Origin of the sequence: Sphingomonas sp. Leaf28, from assembly GCF_001421685.1 — a bacterium.
Classification (GTDB): Bacteria; Pseudomonadota; Alphaproteobacteria; order Sphingomonadales; family Sphingomonadaceae; genus Sphingomonas; species Sphingomonas aurantiaca.
On the sequence record NZ_LMKX01000008.1, the window covers coordinates 248,796 to 264,648 of the forward strand.

Genomic DNA, 15,853 nt, shown 5'->3' on the forward strand with positions numbered 1-15,853 from the left:
CGGGGCCCAATTGGGAAGGCAGCGGTAAACATACGCCGTCCCACGCCATCGCCGTCCCCCAATTGGGCCCCGGCCTCCGCCGGGGTGGAATGACAGGCATAGGCCCCGTTAACCCTGCCGCCCTATAACCCGCCGCTATGTTGCGCGTCCTGACCCTCTCCACCCTGTTCCCCGACGTCACCCGCCCCAATTTCGGCGTCTTCGTCGAGCGACAGACACTGGGCCTCGCCGCGCATCCCGACGTCGACCTCAAGCTCGTCGCCCCGATCGGCCTTCCGCCGGGCCCGCTCGGCCGCCTCCGCCATTACGCACCCCTCGCCAAACTCCCCCTGCGCGAGACGTGGAAAGGCCTCGACGTCCACCGCCCGCGCTTCACCGCCATCCCCTTCACGCAAGCGCGAGGCCACGCCGCGGCACTCGAGCGCGCGCTAGTCCCGATCCTCGACATCTTGCGCGAAACATTCGCGTTCGACGTGATCGACGCATCGTTCTTCTTCCCCGACGGCCCGGCCGCGGTCGCGCTCGGCAAACGCTACGGCGTCCCCGTCTCGATCAAGGCGCGCGGCGCGGATATCCACCATTGGGGCAACGCCCCCGCGACAGCTGCGGCGGTCCGCGCCGCGGGGCAGGGCGCAGACGGCATGCTCGCGGTCAGCGCGGCGATGAAGGCCGACATGATCGCGATGGGCCTCCCCGCCGATCGCATCCGCGTCCACCACACCGGGGTCGACCAAGCCCGCTTCCACCCGATCGACCGCGCCATCGCAAAGGCAGCACTCGGCGTCGCCGGCCCGCTGGTCGTCTCGGTCGGCGCGCTGATCCCGCGCAAGCGGCATGACATCGTCATCGACGCGGTCGCAGCACTCCCCGGAGTCACGCTGCTGATCGCAGGCGAGGGGCCGGAACGCGCACCGCTCGAGGCGCAGATCGCGCGCCACGGCATCAGCGACCGCGTCCGCCTGCTAGGCGCCGTCCCGCACACGGACCTGCCCCGGCTGATCGCCGCCGCCGACGTCAGCGCGCTGGCCTCCAGTTCGGAAGGCCTTGCCAACGCATGGGTCGAATCGCTCGCCTGCGGCACGCCGATCGTCATCACCGACGCCGGCGGCGCGCACGAAGTGGTGACCTCGCCCGATGCCGGCCGGGTCACGATCCGCGACGGGCTGGCATTCGCCGCCGCGATCGACGCGCTGCTCAAGGATCCCCCGACAGCGGCGGCAACCTGCGCCACCGCGGCCGCCTTCACCTGGGAAGCCAACACCACCGCGCTCTACACGCATCTGGCAATGCTAGCCGCGAATCACCCTTCGAGCGGGTAGAGCGCCGCTACGATCCAGCGACCCTCGCCGCGCAGCACCGCCCATGCGCGCGCCGCAGCCCGGCTATCCATCGCCTCGATCCCGAACCCGCGAGCCTCGACCGCACGCTTGAACGCGAGCGGCGGCTGGCGCAGCGCCGAACCGGTCCCCAGCAACAGGAACTCCGGCGGCGGATCGAGCGCGAGCAACGCCGCCACGTCCGCCTCGCCCAGCGTCTCGAACGCGGGCGGCGTCCAGCCATCCGCGCGCTCGGGACTGATCGACAGAGCGGTATAATAGCCGTCATCGACCTTGAACCCACCGCGACCGATCGCCGAGATCATCGGCCCATCGGTCTTCTCGCGGTCCATCCTCATTTAACGCTCGACCTTCGGGCCCACTCGCTCGGCACCGTCCTGCACGCCACCCTTGCGCGGTGCAGGATCGGCGCGAAGCCCCAGCGTGATCAACAGCGACGACGACACGTAGATCGACGAATACGTCCCCACGACGATACCCAGGATCATCGCCGCGGTGAACCCGCGCAGCACATGGCCGCCGAGCACCAGCATCGCGACCAGCGCGAGCAGGATCGTCACCGACGTCATCACCGTGCGCGGCAGCGTCTCGTTCACCGACAGGTCGATGATCTCGCGCATGTCCATCTTGCGATAGCGGCGCATATTCTCGCGGATACGGTCGTCGATCACGATCTTGTCGTTGATCGAGTAGGAGATGATCGTCAGCACCGCAGCGACGATGTTCAGGTCGAACTCGAACTGCGTCAGCGCGAAGAAGCCGAGCGTCATCAACAGATCGTGGACGATCGCGACGACGGTCGACACGCCGAACTGCCATTCGAACCGCACCACCGCGAACAGCGCGATGCCGAGGATGGCGAGGCCGACCGCGAGCAGACCCTTGCTGATCAGCTCCTCGGATACCTTACCCGAGATCGTGTCGTACTTCGAGAAGGTCGCGCCGGGGAACTTGACCGCGAGGTCGTCCGACACCTTCTTGACGAGGCGGTTGGTCGCCCCCTCGTCGTTGCTCTGCGGGATCGGCAGGCGGATCGACAGCGTCTTGGGGTCGCTGAACGACTGGATCGAGGCCTCGCCGACGCCGAGACGGTCGACTTCGGTCCGGACCGCGTCGATCGACGGCGGGGTCGCGAACTTCTCCTCGATCAGCACGCCGCCGACAAAGTCGACGCCCATGTTGAGGCCCTTCGTCACGACGAGCCCGATGGCGAGCAACGACAGCAGCAGGGTCAGCCCGAACGCCCATTTACGGAGCGACACGAACTTCAGGTTGGTGTTGTCGGGTACGAGTTTCAGCAGGCGCATGGTAATCTCCCGCCTCAAATATTGATCGTGGTGGGGCGGTTCTTCCGCAGCCACAGCGCGACCATCATCCGCGTGAACGTGACGGCGGTGAACACCGACGTGCAGATCCCGATCAGCAGAACGACCGCAAAGCCCTTCACGGGGCCCGAGCCGAGCAGCAGCATGATCACGCCGGTGATGGCGTGAGTCACGTTCGCCTCGAAGATCGTCCGCGATGCTTCCTTGTAGCCGAGCTCGACCGACTGGATCACGCTACGCCCGCGTCGCCGCTCTTCGCGGATACGCTCGTTGATCAGCACGTTGGCATCCACCGCGGTACCGATCGTCAGCACGAAGCCGGCGATACCCGGCAGCGTCAGCGTCGCGTTCAGCATCGCCATGACGGCGACGATGACCAGGATGTTGATGACCACCGCCAGGTTCGCATAGAGACCGAACCGGCCATAGGTGACGAACATGAACACGATCACCGCGAGCGCCGCGATGATCGACGCGAGCACGCCGGCGCGGATCGAATCCTTGCCGAGGTCGGGGCTGACGGTGCTCTCCGCGACCACCTTCAACGCGACCGGCAGCTTGCCCGAGCGCAGCGAGATCGCCAGCGCGTTCGCCGACTCGACCGTGAAGTTGCCCGAGATCGATGCACGACCACCAAGGATCGGCTCGTTGATGTTCGGCGCCGAAATCACCGTATTGTCGAGGATGATCGCGAACGGCTTGTTGGTGTTCTCGGTCGTCACCTTGGCGAAGCGACGGCCACCGACGGCATCGAACGTGATCGCCACCTGCGCCGCGTTGGTCTGCTGCTCGAACTCCTGGCGCGCATCGGCGAGCTGGTCGCCCGAGATGATCACCGAGCGCTTCACCGCGATGAACGGCACGCCCTGCGGATTGCCCGGGTAGGGGAGGACCTGGCTGCCGATCGGCGCGATGCCCTTGGCAAGGTCCGTCGGGTTCGCGGTCTGGTCGACCAGCTTGAACTCGAGCTTGGCGGTCTTGCCGATCAGCTCCTTGAGCGCCTGCGGGTTCTTGAGACCCGGCACCTGCACGACGATCCGAGTAGCGCCCTGGCGGACGATCGTCGGCTCCTTGGTGCCGAGTTCGTCGATGCGACGACGGACGACTTCGGTCGCGTCCTTCATCGCGGTGTCGACCGCCTGGGTCAGGCCCGCTTCGGTCGGCTTGAGCACGAACCGGCTCGTGTCGACGACGGTGATGTCCCATTCGCGCTGGCCGCTCATCCCGGCGCCACCGCCGGTGATCGCCAGCAGACGCTCGCGCGCCGCGTCGACCTGGCTCGGATCGCGCAGCAGGAAGGTCAGCTGACCGCCCCGCGTGGAAATGTCGCCGATCTCGATCCTGGGCGTGCCGTTGCGCATCGTACCCGCCACGCTGTCGCGCATCGCCTCGATGCGAGTCGCGGCGAGGTCGGCGGTATCCGCTTCCAGCAGCAGATAGCTGCCGCCCGCGAGATCGAGCCCGAGATTGATGTGCGGATGGGGGATGCTACCCCATTTGCTCGTGGTGCTCTCGGGGAGGAAACTCGGGATCGCCAGCAGGCAGAGCGCCGCCAGCAACCCGATGATCGACCCGACCTTCCAGCGCGGAAAATCCAGCATCAGTCGTTGGCCGGCTTCGTGTTCGGGCTCGTAATGTCGGTCAGCGTCGCCTTGACGACGCGAACGCGGACGTTCGGCGCGATCTCGACCTCGACGACATTATCCTCGACCTTGGTCACCTTGCCGAGGATTCCGCCCGACGTGACGACGCTGTCGTTCTTCTTCACCGCGGCGACCGACGCCTGCAGCGCCTTCATCCGCTTTTGCTGCGGGCGGATCATCAGGAAGTAGAACACGACGAACACGAGGAAGAGCGGCGCGAGGCTCAGGAACGAGGCGATCCCGCCCCCGGCTGTGGCGGCGCCGTCTGCGGCCTGGGCATAAGCTGGTGAGATGAACATGGAGTTCCGTATCTGGCTAAAGGCCATGTCTGGCTGGAGGCCATATCTGGCTGAAGGAGAGTTTCAGGCCGCACGCCGCGCGGCCGGTCGCATTGGTCCGCCCGCTATCATCGCTTGGGGTCCCGCGCAACAGATGGCCGGAGGATGAGACGGGGCGCCCGCGCGACCACCCGCATGCCAGACCCGCTCCGCAACGCCGCTCCAGGCGAGGAGTCCACAAACCGGCGGTGTTCGCACTTGCATCCCGCCGCGACCCCGCGTAGTGCGCGCCCCTCGGGTGGTCTTGCGGCTGCCCGATCGGTCGGGGCGTAGCGCAGCCTGGTAGCGCATCACACTGGGGGTGTGGGGGTCGCAGGTTCGAATCCTGTCGCCCCGACCATTTTATTTCATCACATCGGGACTCGATCCCAGGCGGGTGGTCCGCCCTTACGCAGTCGCGCGGGCGTCTAGGGCGGCCGCAGCCATGCGCTTGCGGCGATGGAAATACCGCATCACCGGCTTTTCGAGCCCGGCATAGCCGATCAGCCCGATGCCGATCCCGGCGACCATGTGCAGCGGGATCGCCACCGCGCCGGCGATGTGCAGCGTCATCGCGATCTTCGCCGTCACTGCCAGCGCCAGCGTGTGCCACAGATAGATCGAGTAGCTCGCATCGCCGAGCAACCGCAGCGCGGGCAGCTCGGCGATTCCACCCGGCCGGCGCTCATAGGCGAGGATCGTCGCGACCGCCGACAGCGCGGGCAATCCGTAGCGCAGCGCCTTGGGCCATTCCGGCGGCAAGGCGAGCGCAAGCCCGCACAGCGCCACCGTCGTCGCGATCAGCACGCCACGAGTCGCCGCGTGGCCGAACGCCGGGCTCCGCCACAGCTGCGCCAGCCACAGCCCGCCGAGAAACTCGAGGATGTGCGGGTCGGAATAGAAATACAGCGCCGCCTGGTCGCGCCCGACGAGCGGGTGGATCGCCGCGAGCGCGATCAGCACCGCGGTGAGCATGCCGAGCTGCACCGCGCGCGGCAGGCACAGCGCCGCCCCGAACAGCAGGTAGAACCCCACTTCGTAATTCAGCGTCCACCCGGGCACGAGCAACGGCCATGTCTGCCCGTTGCTTGGTGAGACCGACGGGAGGAACGCATAGGAGGTGACGACATGCGCGACGCTCAGCCGAACCGCGGGGAACAGTCCGGCAAGCGCACCGGCGAGCATCACCGACGTCACGATCCAGTAGATCGGCACGATCCGCTTGGCGCGGTCGGCCAGGAACCGGCCCGGCCGGCTGTCGGCATCGGTGATCGCCCACATCAGGAACCCGCTGAGCACGAAGAACAGGTCGACGCCCGCTTCTCCGACCGTGAAGGGCCGCTGCGCACGGTCCGCTGCATGATAGGCGACGACCGCGCACGCAGCGAGACCGCGCAGATACTGAAGACCATAAAGACGCGTCATTGCAGCGCAGCATAGCCTCGGGCGGTCGCGTCATGCGTGGCCTATGCTTTGGAACGTGGCACCGTTCGGCTCGGGCGATCGAAGAACCGCGGCGATCTGCGATAGACGCGAACGCTGCACGACACGTCCCGATCCGGTCCTGGGGGGCCTTGCATGTCGGCCAATGTTGCGGTGCAGTAACGAAATGGACGACGTTTTTCGCCCCGCGTGGCTTGCTGCGTCGTCCCCCCGCCGCCGCCCCGCACCCCTATTGCCGGCAGGCCAGGCGTGCTTGCCCGGTCGGCCGCATCCCGCGATCGCCGACGACTGAGACAGGAACAGCTATGCACATCGTCTACTACAAGGATGCCGTCGGCAATTTCGGCGACGACCTCAACGAGTTGATCTGGCCGCGCGTGTTGCCCGACGACGTCCGCTCGGCGCCCGACACCGTGCTGGTCGGTATCGGCAGCCTGCTGGACGAGGCCCGGTTCCGCGGCGTCGAGACCATCGGCAAGCGCGTGTTCGTGATGGGGTCGGGCGCTGCCTATGGCCGCTTGCCCGACGACTCTGCGCGCTGGACCTATTGCGCGGTCCGCGGCCCGCTCACCGCCAGCGTGGTCGGACACCCGTCCGCCGCGGTCACCGACAGCGCGGCGCTGCTCGCCAATCTGCCCGATCTCGTCCCCCGCTCGGCGCGCGCCGACGAGATCCTGTTCATGCCGCATCACCGGACGCTCGTGAACAGCAACTGGCAGGCCGCCGCCGAGCGCGCGGGCATGACCTTCGTCGATCCGCAATGGGCGCCCGATCGGATCCTCGCCTGCTATGGCCGCGCCAAGCTGGTCGTGACCGAGGCGATGCACGGCGCGATCGTCGCGGACACGCTGCGCATTCCGTGGATCCCGGTGATGATCTCGCCCGAGGTGAGCATCTTCAAGTGGCGCGACTGGGCCGGTTCGCTCGATCTCGTCTACCAGCCCGTCCCGCTGCCGCCGACCACGCGGCTCGAGTCGTTCCGCTACGACCGGATCAGCCGGCTGACCCAGGCGGGCGGGCGCAGCGTTGCGCGCGTCGACTCGGCGGGTGCGGACGATGCCGCGCTGATCGCGGAGTTCCAGGACCGGTTCCGCGAAGAGCCCGCGGTGATCGACGCGGTCAAGGCGCCCGGCGCGATCAAGGCGTTGCTCAAGGTCGCGGCAACGCAGTTCGACGGACGCCGGCTGGCAACCGCGAGCCGCGCGCTCAAGGCGGCGGCGGCGGGCCAAAGCTATCTGAGCGACGACGGCATCTTCGCCGATCGCCTCGGCCGCCTCGACCACGCCGTCGCGGGGCTGATCGCCGACGTCCGCGCGGGCTAGCGTTTGGCCAGCCGGCGGACGATCCCCCCCGCCTTGGCCAATTGGATGCGCCCGTCCGGGAACAGGGCCAGCGCACCGATGAACAGCGCATAGGCCAGCAGCCCGGCCAGCGCGAGCATCGGCAAGCTGGCCCAGACGAACGCATAGGCGGCCAGCGCGAGCAGGCCGCCCGCGATCGCGGCGGCGGCGGCGATCGGGACCATCAGCCGGATCGCGTCGCTCCGCGTCACCGGGCCGCTGCGCGTCACCGCCCACCACATCATCGGAATCTGCACCGCCGCGCTGGAAATCGCGGCGGACATGGCGACGCCCTTGGGGCCCCAGAAGATGCCGATCAGATAGCCCGCGATCACCGCGGCGGATCCCAGACCGCCCCATTTCAGCTGTTCCTGCGCACGCCCCTGGCTGACGAACAGCCACGATGCGGCCTGGCGCAGCTGCAGGCTGAGCGCGGCGACGCCAAGCCAGGCGAAGGTCGGCGCGGAGGCGATCCAGCGTTCGCCGAGCAGCACCAGGATCACCGGCTTGGCAAAGACGATCGCGCACAGGATGCCCGGCGTGGTCAGCGTCAGGACGCCGCCGAGCATCGCGAGATACGCGCCGCGATACTCGGCGGGATCGGCCGACAGCCGCGACAGCAACGGCACCGCGACTCGCGCGGCGGGCGCGGTCATCTGCCACAGCGGCTGGAACATCAGCTTGTACGCGCGATCATAGATGCCGAGCGGCCCCGCGCCGAACCGCGCGCCGATCAGGATATTGTCGAGATTGGTGATCAGATAGCCGAGCAGATTATACCCGGTCACCGTGCCGCCGAACCGCAACAGGTGCAGCGCGTCGCGCGAGATGCCCGGCCGCGACGGCCGCCACCGCGAGAAGACGCAGGCGAGGATCAGCGTCGCCGCGCCGTTGGTCACCTGCATCGCGACGAGCGACCAATAGCCGAGCCCCCACAGCGCACCGCCGACCCCGACGATCACGCCGGCGATCAGCGCGCCGACCTCGATCATCGCGATCGCGCCAAAGCGCATGCGGCGGTTGAGCAGCGCGATATGTTGCGCGGACAGGCTCGACAGCAGCAGCGCGGCGGCCATCGTCATCATCACCGGCGTCACCGCAGGCGTTGCGTAGAAGATCGCCGCGAGCGGGGCCGCCGCCACCGCGACGCCGGCAAGGCCGCAGCCGATCAGCACGTTGAGCCAGAACAGGCTCGACAATTCGACCTGGTTGATCGTCGGTCGCTGCACCGTGGCGGCCGACAGCCCGAGGTCGGTCAGCAGCAACGCGGCCGCCACCAGCGGCCCGACCATCGCCAGCAGGCCGAAATCGGTCGGCAGCAGCAACCGCGCGAGCACGACCTGGCTGCCGAACTGGAGCACGAACTTGGTGCCCTGGCTGCCCATCGTCACCGCCGCGCCGACCGCCGACTGTCGCTTGAGCGCGGTGGCGTTGCCCTGTGGCGAGAAGTCGGGGATTTCGGGCGAGAGGCCGGGCGGCGGTACGCTGTCGGTCATCAGGTCTTCGTCCCATAGCCGCCGCGCAACGCCTTGCGCAGGATCAGCGGCAATTGGCGCGCAGCTTCCTGCGTGACGAGCAGCACGCTCGCCGGGCTCGCAAACAGATAGCCGAACGCGGCGCGGGGGCGGCGCGCCTTCGCCTCGTCGGTAAAGCCGCGGTAAAAATAGCACCGGTCGATCGTCCGGAGATGCTGCCGGAGCAGCGCCACAAGCCGTGCGTCTCCGGCGGCGCGCGCCTCGGCCAGCACGCTGCGCTGGCGACGGCGCAGCGCATCGAGATCGCCGGTCGTCTGAATCTGAGTCAGCGAATCGGGCCGCACGAGATAGCGATAGAGCGGCTCGGGATGCAGCCACCACTGCGCGCCCGCACGCAGGCAGCCGACATACAGCGCGAAATCCTCCGCGAACCGCACCGTCTCGTCATAGCGCAGCCCGTGCTCCGCCAGGAACGCGCGCCGCATCACGGGTTTCAGAAACCCGTAATTGGTGCGCGGCGCGTCGGGCGAGGAGATGTTGCGCGCGATGAACTCGGTCAGGTCGATCCGGCAGGGTTCCGCCAGCGCGCCCGGCGCCAGCATCGGCATCTGCGATCCGTCGACCGCATCGACCAGCAGCAGATTGTCCGCCACCATGTCGGCCTGCTTCGCCTCGCCCAGCGCGATCAGCGTCGCGAGGCGCGTGGGCGCGAAACTGTCATCGGCATCGAGCAACGCGATCCACTCGCCGCGCGCCGCGGCGATGCCGGCGTTGCGCGCCGCCGACGGTCCGCCGTTGCGCGGCAGCGCGAGCAGCGACACGCGCGGATCGCCCCGCGCGATTTCCGCGACGATCGCGGCCGTGGTATCGGTCGATCGGTCATCGACCACGATGATCTCCAATATGCAGCGTTCTTGCTGCATTGCGGAAGCGATTGCCGCTTCGATATACTGCGCCGCATTATAGGCTGGGATAATGACGCTGGCCTGGATCATACGAGCTCCCTTGTTGGGGGTTTCCAGGATCGCTGCTCGAAAGGAGCAAGATGTCGAACCCCGAAATTACCGTGATCGTGCCGGCATACAACGTCGCCGGGCTCGTCCTGCCCTGTCTGGCATCCATCATGGCCCAATCGTTCGGCGCATGGCAGGCGATCGTGGTCGACGATGGCTCGACCGACGCCACCGCGGCCGAGGTCCGGACGCTCGACGACCCGCGTATTTCGCTGGTGCAGCAAAGCAATGCGGGGGTATCGGCGGCGCGAAACCACGGCCTGGCGCTCGCGCAGGGCCGGTTCGTGATGTTCCTCGATGGCGACGACGTGCTCAACCCAACCGCGTTTGCGCGTCTCGCGGCGTCGCTCGATGCGCGCGACTCGGCGGTTGCCGCCTTCGGCACGTTCCTCAAGATCCTGCCGGGCGGCGCGCCCTATCCCGACCAGAAGCCGCTCGCGCAGCACCGCTATCCCGATGGTGACGTGCTCGAGCCGATGCTGCGCGGCAATTTTCTCGCCAATGGCGGGCATGTGCTGATCCGGACCGACGTCGCGCGCAAGCTCGGCGGCTTCGACACGCGGTTGCGGCTGAGCGAGGACTGGGAATTCTGGTGCCGCCTCGCCGCCGAGGGCGAGTTCGCCTTTATCGGGACCGAGCCCGAGATATTCTCGCTCCGCGTCCGGCCGGGCAGTTCGTCGGGCGGCCTGTCGGTCGACTGGGCCAATCACCAGCCCTGTCTCGAAACGATCGGCAACAATGCCGCGATCCGCGCGCGGTTCAGCGCCCCGGCCTGGCGCAAGCTGGAACGCACGATGCGCGCTAGTCAGATGTGGGAATGCGGCCGCGTCAACTTCACGATGCGCCGCTTCACGCAGGCGCGCCGGCTGATGCTCGGCGCGTTGTGGCTCGATCCGCAGCCCAAGCGCGTGGCGATGGTCGTCGCGGCGGCGGTGCAGCGCCGGACCAACCATGCGGTCGTGTCGCGCCTGCGGTTCCGTGATCAGGATGTCGACGCCGACCGGACTCTGTAGCGGATTCCGCAAGCCAAACGCCCGCGCATGATCTATGATGGAAGGATAAGCACATAAGGTCCAGCGGACACGGGGCGGCTTCGGGCTATGCCGTGCCATGATTGCGGCCATGTGAGGCGGAAAAAATACGGGGTGGAGAGGTCGTGATGATTGGCAAGGATTCGATGGGAGCCGGCGACACGCCCATGCAGTCCCCGCCGATCGCGCAGGAGCCGCTCAACCGCACCGAGGCGCGGTACGCCGATGCCGGGACCCGGTCGCCCGCCGCGCCAGCCGCGATGCCAGTTGGGGGGATCGAGGGGCGTCGCATCTCGCTGACGTCCTGGGCCGCTGCCGGGGTCGTCGGGATCGGGCTCTGGATCGTGATCATCGGGCTGATCTGATCGCGTCGCCGGGCGTCGTCCCGCCCCAGATGCACAGCAGGAACAGCAGCACCAGCATCGGCGTGAACAACAGATAGCCGCCGCCGATGATGAAGGTGGTCAGCGCCAGCACCGACAGGATCGCGGTCTCGCGCCGCCACAGCGTGCCCGCGAACATCGCCAGGAACGCGGTGATCCCGATCGCGCCGTAATCGGTGATCAGCTTGGCGATCGAATTGCCCGTGCCTTCCTTGAAATACAGATAGCGTTCGGTCGCGCCCGGTCCCCAGCCGATCAGGATCCGCGCCTCGTGGCTCAGCTCCGCGATCGGCAGGAACGGGCCGATGAAGCGCGCATAGCCGCTCGACCCCGAATAGCTCAGCTCGTTGGTGCGGCTCAGCATCGATCCGACCTGCTCGGGGAACACGATCGACCCCAGCACCAGCGCGACGACGCCCGCGATCGCAAACCCTGCGACCCGCCCGAAATTGCGCGCCGACAGGCACGCATAGAAGGGCACCGCCAGCGCCAGCGACAGCGCACCGGTACCCGAGAAGGACAGCATGTACGCGACCAGGTACAGCGGCAGGTACTTGACCCGCCCCAGGATGAAATAGTCGATCACGACCGCGATCACGAGCGTCTGCGAGAACATGCTCGGCTCGAGCAGGAAGAAGCCGTTGGAACGCAGGATCGTCGATCCGTAATGCAGGATCGGGTTGAAGTTGAACTGCGGCTCGACCAGCACCGGCTTCAGCGCGGGGACGGTCACCATGAACGAGAAGATCCGGATGCCGATGAACTGCACCGCCCATTGGACGATGCCCGCCGCCGCGATGAACCGGGTATAGGCGAGGAACAGCCGGAACACCGTCGTCCGGTCGAACCGGGCGCTCGGGCCGATCAGCGTGAAGCTGTACGTGACCAGGATCGCGACGATCGACGGCACGCTGGTGCCGAACCGCCCGTCCGGGGTCGTCAGCGCGATCAGCGTCGACAGCAAGGTGCACGTGGCGAAGACGAAATAGAGCGCGATGCCGCGCGGCCGCAGCGTCGCGATGCCGCTGGCAAGACCCCAGCCGAGCAGCAGCGCGAACAGCGGCAGGCTGATGAACAGCGCGCTGCCGCCCGGCATCGCACCGAAGCGTTGCAGGATCAGGCAGGCGATCAGCGTCCCGTGGACGAAGATCCGGCCGTTGCGCGCGGACTGGTCCTCCGCGTCCATCACCGCGTCGTCGCGCAGCGTCTCGTGCCGGGAAAGCGAGGCGGCGCTCACGCGATCACCCCGCGCGCGCGCCACGTCGCACTCGCCTCGTCGCGTGCGCAGGGCATCGCGCGGCGCGGTGCCTTGCCGCGGGGCGGAACGTGCGTAACGCTTCGCGAAGGCCACCATAGAGTGGACCGGTAGAGGATTGATCGCCGCCGCCGTCGCCCGGCCGGCCGGCGTCTCGTCTCATTCCGGCCGGGCAGGAGTGCCGCCTTATGGTCCGGACTGCCGTTATGATTGCACTTGCTGCCAGCGCATTGGCCGCGACGCCCGCGCACGCCAATCCGTTGATGTATGTCTACAAGGGCGCCGGCTGCGACGGCAAGGATCGCCTGCCGCGCTATCAGGGCGTGATGGGGCGCAAGCTCGACGGCGTGTCCGATTTCCTGTCCGCCGAGAGCTGGGCGCAGCTGCACAGCGGCGCGCAATGGGCGATGACCTGCTGGCAGAACCAGCCCGTCCGCCTCGCGCTCGGCGTCCCGCTCGTCGTCAAGGGCGGTACGCTCAGCTCGGCGGCGGCGGGCGAATATGACGCGGAGTTCCGCAAGATCGGCGAGCTGCTCGTCGCCAAGGGGCGCGCCAACACGGTCATCCGGCTCGGCTGGGAATTCAACGGCAACTGGTATGCCTGGTCGGCCGAGAAGGATCCGGTGTCGTTCGTCGGCGCGTTCCGTCACGTCGTCGGCGTGCTGCGCGCGGTGCCCGGCCAGCATTTCCGGATCGTGTGGAACCCGTCGCTCGGCACCGGCGCGAACCCGCCCGAGTCGCTGTGGCCGGGCGACGACGTCGTCGACCTGGTCGGCATCGACATCTACAACCAGAGCTGGCGCCCGCAGGACAGCGATCCCGCCACCCGCTGGCAGGGCTATCTCACCGCCAATTACGGGCTGAACTGGGTCGCCCGGTTCGCCTTGACGCACCACAAGCCGATCGTGGTCCCCGAATGGGGTACCGGCACGCGGCCCGATGGGCATGGGTATGGCGACGACCCGTTGTTCATCCACAACATGGCCGCGTGGATGCGCGCGCACCGCGTCGCCTATGAAAGCTACTGGGACTTCACCGCGTCGGATTATGATTCGACGATGTCGGCGGGCAAGTTCCCGCTGGCGCTGGCGGCCTACAAGGCGGAGTTCGCACAATGACCGGCCAGCCGACTCAGGCATAATAGGCCCCGTAGTCGGCGTGATCGCGATCGACATCGCCGTGGCCGAAGACCGCCAGCTGGCGCATGTCGACCCGGGTCGCGATCACGCCGAGTGGCTCGATATCGAGCGCGCGCATCCGCTTGAGCGTCGCCGCCGCGCTCTGGCTTGGCGTGTCGTTCCACCGTAGCGCCATCAGCACCTCGTCGACCTGGCGCAGCAGCAGCCGCGCATCGGTGACCGCGAGCGCGGGGGCGGCATCGAAGATCACCAGGTCGAAACGCTTTTCCGCCTCGGCCAGCAACGCGCCGATATTGGCCGCGGCGAACAGGTCCTGCCGGTTCTCGGTCGTGTCGCCCGCGGGCAGCACGTACATCCCGCTGACCGGATCGTGGATCAGCGCCTCGTCCAGCGTCGCGGTGCGGCGCAGCACCTGCACCATCCCCGCATGCGGCGGCAGCCCCATCACGCGCGAGACCGAGGCGCGGCGCAGATCGGCATCGACGAGCAGCGTCCGGCTGCCCGCCATCGCCGACGTCCGCGCGAGCGAGATCGCCAGCGTCGTCTTGCCTTCGCTCGGGCGTGCCGAGGTGATCCCGACGCTCGTCATCCCGCTGCGGCCCTTGCGCACCAGCGCCAGCCGCACCGCACGCAGCTGTTCGGCGTAGAGCGACAGCGGGCGTTCCACCGGGAAGTCGATCGGCGAGATGCCTTCCTCGCCGGGCCGCGCGATCGACGCGATCTCGGGGATGTTGGCGATATGCGGCAGCCCGAGCTTGCGCTCGATATCCGCCGACGAGCTCAGCTTGCGATCGAACGCCTCGGCAATCCACACCGCCGCGCCTGCGACGATCGTCGCCAGCACCAGCCCGATCATCAGGATCAGCGGCTTGTTGGGCGAGGTCGGCCGCTGCGGCAGCGCCGCGGGCGAGAAGATGCGCGCATCCTCGTCCGCCACCAGCGCCTGGCTGCTGATCAGGTTCTTGCGCTCGAGCAGCGCCTGGTAGGTCGCGCGCAGGCCGTCCGCCTTGCGCTGGAGCTGCGATAGCTGGACCGATGCGGTGTTGTCGCTGGCCAGCGTCCCCGTCGTCCGCGCGACGATCCCCGCCGCATTGGCGACCTGGTCGCGCGCGATCTGCGCGTTGGCGTTCAGATTGGCGAGCTGCCGGCTCGTCTCCGCGCCGATCGCGCTGTCGAGCGCCTCGACCTGGTCCTTGGTGCGGATCAGATCGGGGTGATCGGGCTGATAGCGGCCCTGCAGATCGGCATAGGTGGTCGCCAGCAACGCGCGCTGGTTGCGCAGCTGCTGGATCACCGGGGATTGCAGCACCGCGCCGACGCCGCCGGTATCGCCCTTGCGGGTCTGGCCGCGCGCAGTGCTCAGCTTGGCCTGCGCATCGGCGAGCGCCGCCTGCGCTGCGGCCTGTTGCTGCTTGTACAGCGACAATTCCTGCTGCGTGAAGGTCGCGCCCTGGCTGTCGAACAGGTCGTGCTGCGTGCGATAGCGTGCGACCTCGGTGTCCGTGGCCTCGAGCTGGACGCGCAGATTGTCGAGTTCGGTACCGAGCCCGCGGCCGACCTGCTCGACCGCGGCACGGCGCGATTTTTCCTTCACCGCCAGATACTGGTGGCCGATCTGGTCGGCGACCGCCTTGGCGAGCATCGGGTCGGGTGCGGTATAGGCGATCGAGACGACGCTCGATTCACCCGGCCGGAGGATCTTGGTCCCGCCGATCACGAGCCCCGTCGCGGCGGCCTCGCGGTCGGCACCGGGCAGCTTGGAAATGCTCGCGGCGAAGACCGGATTGGCGACGAGGTTGAGCGCGCGCACGGTGCCCAGCGCAACCGCGGACGAGCGCATGATCTCGACCTCGGTCGCCACCGCGGTCTCGGCGGTGGACAGGCCGGGCAGGACCTCCTTGTCCTTCTCCGACACGTTCAGCTCGCGCGAGTTGACGACCATCCCTGCCGAGGCGGTGTACAGCTTGGTCCGCGTGAACCCGTAGGCGAGCACCAGCGCCAGGATGATGGCGAACACGCCGATCGCCAGCCACTTGCGATGCCGCACGGTGGCGAACGCATGGCGGATGCTGTCCATCGGATCGCCGATCGTCGCGGCCAATCGCCCTTTCGATCGGGGTTCGGCAGTCTGGCTGGAGCGGAAGTCGTCCAT

At 67.9% G+C, this 15,853-nt stretch carries 14 protein-coding genes and 1 tRNA gene; 6 read left to right on the forward strand and 9 right to left on the reverse strand.

Translation table 11 applies throughout. The features are described from left to right. Positions 1–137 precede the first annotated feature (137 nt). Positions 138–1,319 (forward strand): glycosyltransferase, encoded by a 1,182-nt coding sequence (locus tag ASE79_RS11585; protein WP_056416431.1) that lies wholly within the window; start codon positions 138–140, stop codon positions 1,317–1,319. On the opposite strand, the gene ASE79_RS11590 is transcribed toward ASE79_RS11585, so the two are convergent. Genes ASE79_RS11590 through yajC form a run of 4 tightly spaced genes read right to left on the reverse strand, consistent with a single transcriptional unit; the run spans position 1,301 to position 4,604 of the window. Further along, positions 1,301–1,675: an Mth938-like domain-containing protein gene (locus ASE79_RS11590; protein ID WP_056416434.1), complete on the reverse strand. Its 375-nt coding sequence runs from the start codon at positions 1,673–1,675 to the stop codon at positions 1,301–1,303. The two genes, ASE79_RS11585 and ASE79_RS11590, sit on opposite strands and share 19 nt — an antisense overlap. Beyond that, positions 1,676–2,644: a protein translocase subunit SecF gene (gene secF, locus ASE79_RS11595; protein ID WP_056416436.1), complete on the reverse strand. Its 969-nt coding sequence runs from the start codon at positions 2,642–2,644 to the stop codon at positions 1,676–1,678. A gap of 14 nt (positions 2,645–2,658) precedes the next feature. Then, the gene (gene secD, locus ASE79_RS11600) at positions 2,659–4,263 is read right to left on the reverse strand and encodes a protein translocase subunit SecD (protein ID WP_056416439.1); all 1,605 of its coding nucleotides are present in this window, start codon (positions 4,261–4,263) and stop codon (positions 2,659–2,661) included. Next, positions 4,263–4,604, reverse strand: a complete 342-nt coding sequence (gene yajC / locus ASE79_RS11605; RefSeq protein WP_056416442.1) for a preprotein translocase subunit YajC — start codon at positions 4,602–4,604, stop codon at positions 4,263–4,265. The genes secD and yajC overlap by 1 nt, the downstream gene beginning before the upstream one ends. Positions 4,605–4,906: 302 nt before the next feature. On the opposite strand from yajC, the gene ASE79_RS11610 reads away from it, so the two are divergent. Then, positions 4,907–4,983 (forward strand) — tRNA-Pro (locus tag ASE79_RS11610). 47 nt (positions 4,984–5,030) lie between these two features. On the opposite strand, the gene ASE79_RS11615 is transcribed toward ASE79_RS11610, so the two are convergent. Continuing rightward, the gene (locus ASE79_RS11615; RefSeq protein WP_056416445.1) at positions 5,031–6,047 is read right to left on the reverse strand and encodes an acyltransferase family protein; all 1,017 of its coding nucleotides are present in this window, start codon (positions 6,045–6,047) and stop codon (positions 5,031–5,033) included. A gap of 323 nt (positions 6,048–6,370) precedes the next feature. On the opposite strand from ASE79_RS11615, the gene ASE79_RS11620 reads away from it, so the two are divergent. Next, positions 6,371–7,387 carry a polysaccharide pyruvyl transferase family protein gene (locus tag ASE79_RS11620; RefSeq protein WP_056416448.1) on the forward strand — a complete coding sequence of 339 codons (1,017 nt, stop codon included), beginning with the start codon at positions 6,371–6,373 and terminating at the stop codon, positions 7,385–7,387. Here the strand turns inward: ASE79_RS11620 and ASE79_RS11625 are convergent. Both ASE79_RS11625 and ASE79_RS11630 read right to left on the reverse strand, forming a co-directional pair. Further along, positions 7,384–8,901, reverse strand: coding sequence for a lipopolysaccharide biosynthesis protein (locus ASE79_RS11625; RefSeq protein WP_056416451.1), 1,518 nt, complete (start codon positions 8,899–8,901; stop codon positions 7,384–7,386). The two genes, ASE79_RS11620 and ASE79_RS11625, sit on opposite strands and share 4 nt — an antisense overlap. Continuing rightward, on the reverse strand, positions 8,901–9,875 hold the full coding sequence (locus ASE79_RS11630; protein WP_056416454.1) for a glycosyltransferase family 2 protein: 975 nt from the start codon (positions 9,873–9,875) through the stop codon (positions 8,901–8,903). Before ASE79_RS11630 ends, ASE79_RS11625 begins: the two co-directional genes overlap by 1 nt. A 50-nt stretch (positions 9,876–9,925) precedes the next feature. On the opposite strand from ASE79_RS11630, the gene ASE79_RS11635 reads away from it, so the two are divergent. Together ASE79_RS11635 and ASE79_RS11640 are read left to right on the forward strand one after the other, a co-directional pair. After that, entirely contained in the window at positions 9,926–10,906 is a 981-nt protein-coding gene (locus tag ASE79_RS11635) for a glycosyltransferase family 2 protein (RefSeq protein ID WP_056416457.1), read from the forward strand. A 146-nt stretch (positions 10,907–11,052) separates the two neighbouring features. Next, positions 11,053–11,289 (forward strand): hypothetical protein, encoded by a 237-nt coding sequence (locus tag ASE79_RS11640; protein ID WP_056416460.1) that lies wholly within the window; start codon positions 11,053–11,055, stop codon positions 11,287–11,289. On the opposite strand, the gene ASE79_RS11645 is transcribed toward ASE79_RS11640, so the two are convergent. Beyond that, a complete protein-coding gene (locus tag ASE79_RS11645) occupies positions 11,273–12,544 on the reverse strand; it encodes a hypothetical protein (RefSeq protein WP_235516893.1) in 1,272 nt (423 codons plus the stop codon). The genes ASE79_RS11640 and ASE79_RS11645 overlap by 17 nt on opposite strands. A 224-nt stretch (positions 12,545–12,768) precedes the next feature. Between ASE79_RS11645 and ASE79_RS11650 the strand changes: the two genes are divergently transcribed. After that, the gene (locus ASE79_RS11650; RefSeq protein ID WP_234422775.1) at positions 12,769–13,680 is read left to right on the forward strand and encodes a glycoside hydrolase family 26 protein; all 912 of its coding nucleotides are present in this window, start codon (positions 12,769–12,771) and stop codon (positions 13,678–13,680) included. Positions 13,681–13,693: 13 nt separating this feature from the next. Here ASE79_RS11650 and ASE79_RS11655 read toward each other — a convergent pair whose 3' ends face one another. Next, a complete protein-coding gene (locus ASE79_RS11655; RefSeq protein ID WP_056416466.1) occupies positions 13,694–15,853 on the reverse strand; it encodes a GumC family protein in 2,160 nt (719 codons plus the stop codon).

Excerpts from the sequence above, each read along its gene's own strand:
- ASE79_RS11585 (WP_056416431.1), top strand. The coding sequence starts at position 138 with ATGTTGCGCGTCCTGACCCTCTCCACCCTGTTCCCCGACGTCACCCGC.
- ASE79_RS11590 (WP_056416434.1), bottom strand. The coding sequence starts at position 1,675 with ATGAGGATGGACCGCGAGAAGACCGATGGGCCGATGATCTCGGCGATC.
- secF (WP_056416436.1), bottom strand. The coding sequence starts at position 2,644 with ATGCGCCTGCTGAAACTCGTACCCGACAACACCAACCTGAAGTTCGTG.
- secD (WP_056416439.1), bottom strand. The coding sequence starts at position 4,263 with ATGCTGGATTTTCCGCGCTGGAAGGTCGGGTCGATCATCGGGTTGCTG.
- yajC (WP_056416442.1), bottom strand. The coding sequence starts at position 4,604 with ATGTTCATCTCACCAGCTTATGCCCAGGCCGCAGACGGCGCCGCCACA.
- ASE79_RS11615 (WP_056416445.1), bottom strand. The coding sequence starts at position 6,047 with ATGACGCGTCTTTATGGTCTTCAGTATCTGCGCGGTCTCGCTGCGTGC.
- ASE79_RS11620 (WP_056416448.1), top strand. The coding sequence starts at position 6,371 with ATGCACATCGTCTACTACAAGGATGCCGTCGGCAATTTCGGCGACGAC.
- ASE79_RS11625 (WP_056416451.1), bottom strand. The coding sequence starts at position 8,901 with ATGACCGACAGCGTACCGCCGCCCGGCCTCTCGCCCGAAATCCCCGAC.
- ASE79_RS11630 (WP_056416454.1), bottom strand. The coding sequence starts at position 9,875 with ATGATCCAGGCCAGCGTCATTATCCCAGCCTATAATGCGGCGCAGTAT.
- ASE79_RS11635 (WP_056416457.1), top strand. The coding sequence starts at position 9,926 with ATGTCGAACCCCGAAATTACCGTGATCGTGCCGGCATACAACGTCGCC.
- ASE79_RS11640 (WP_056416460.1), top strand. The coding sequence starts at position 11,053 with ATGATTGGCAAGGATTCGATGGGAGCCGGCGACACGCCCATGCAGTCC.
- ASE79_RS11650 (WP_234422775.1), top strand. The coding sequence starts at position 12,769 with ATGATTGCACTTGCTGCCAGCGCATTGGCCGCGACGCCCGCGCACGCC.
- ASE79_RS11655 (WP_056416466.1), bottom strand. The coding sequence starts at position 15,853 with ATGGACGACTTCCGCTCCAGCCAGACTGCCGAACCCCGATCGAAAGGG.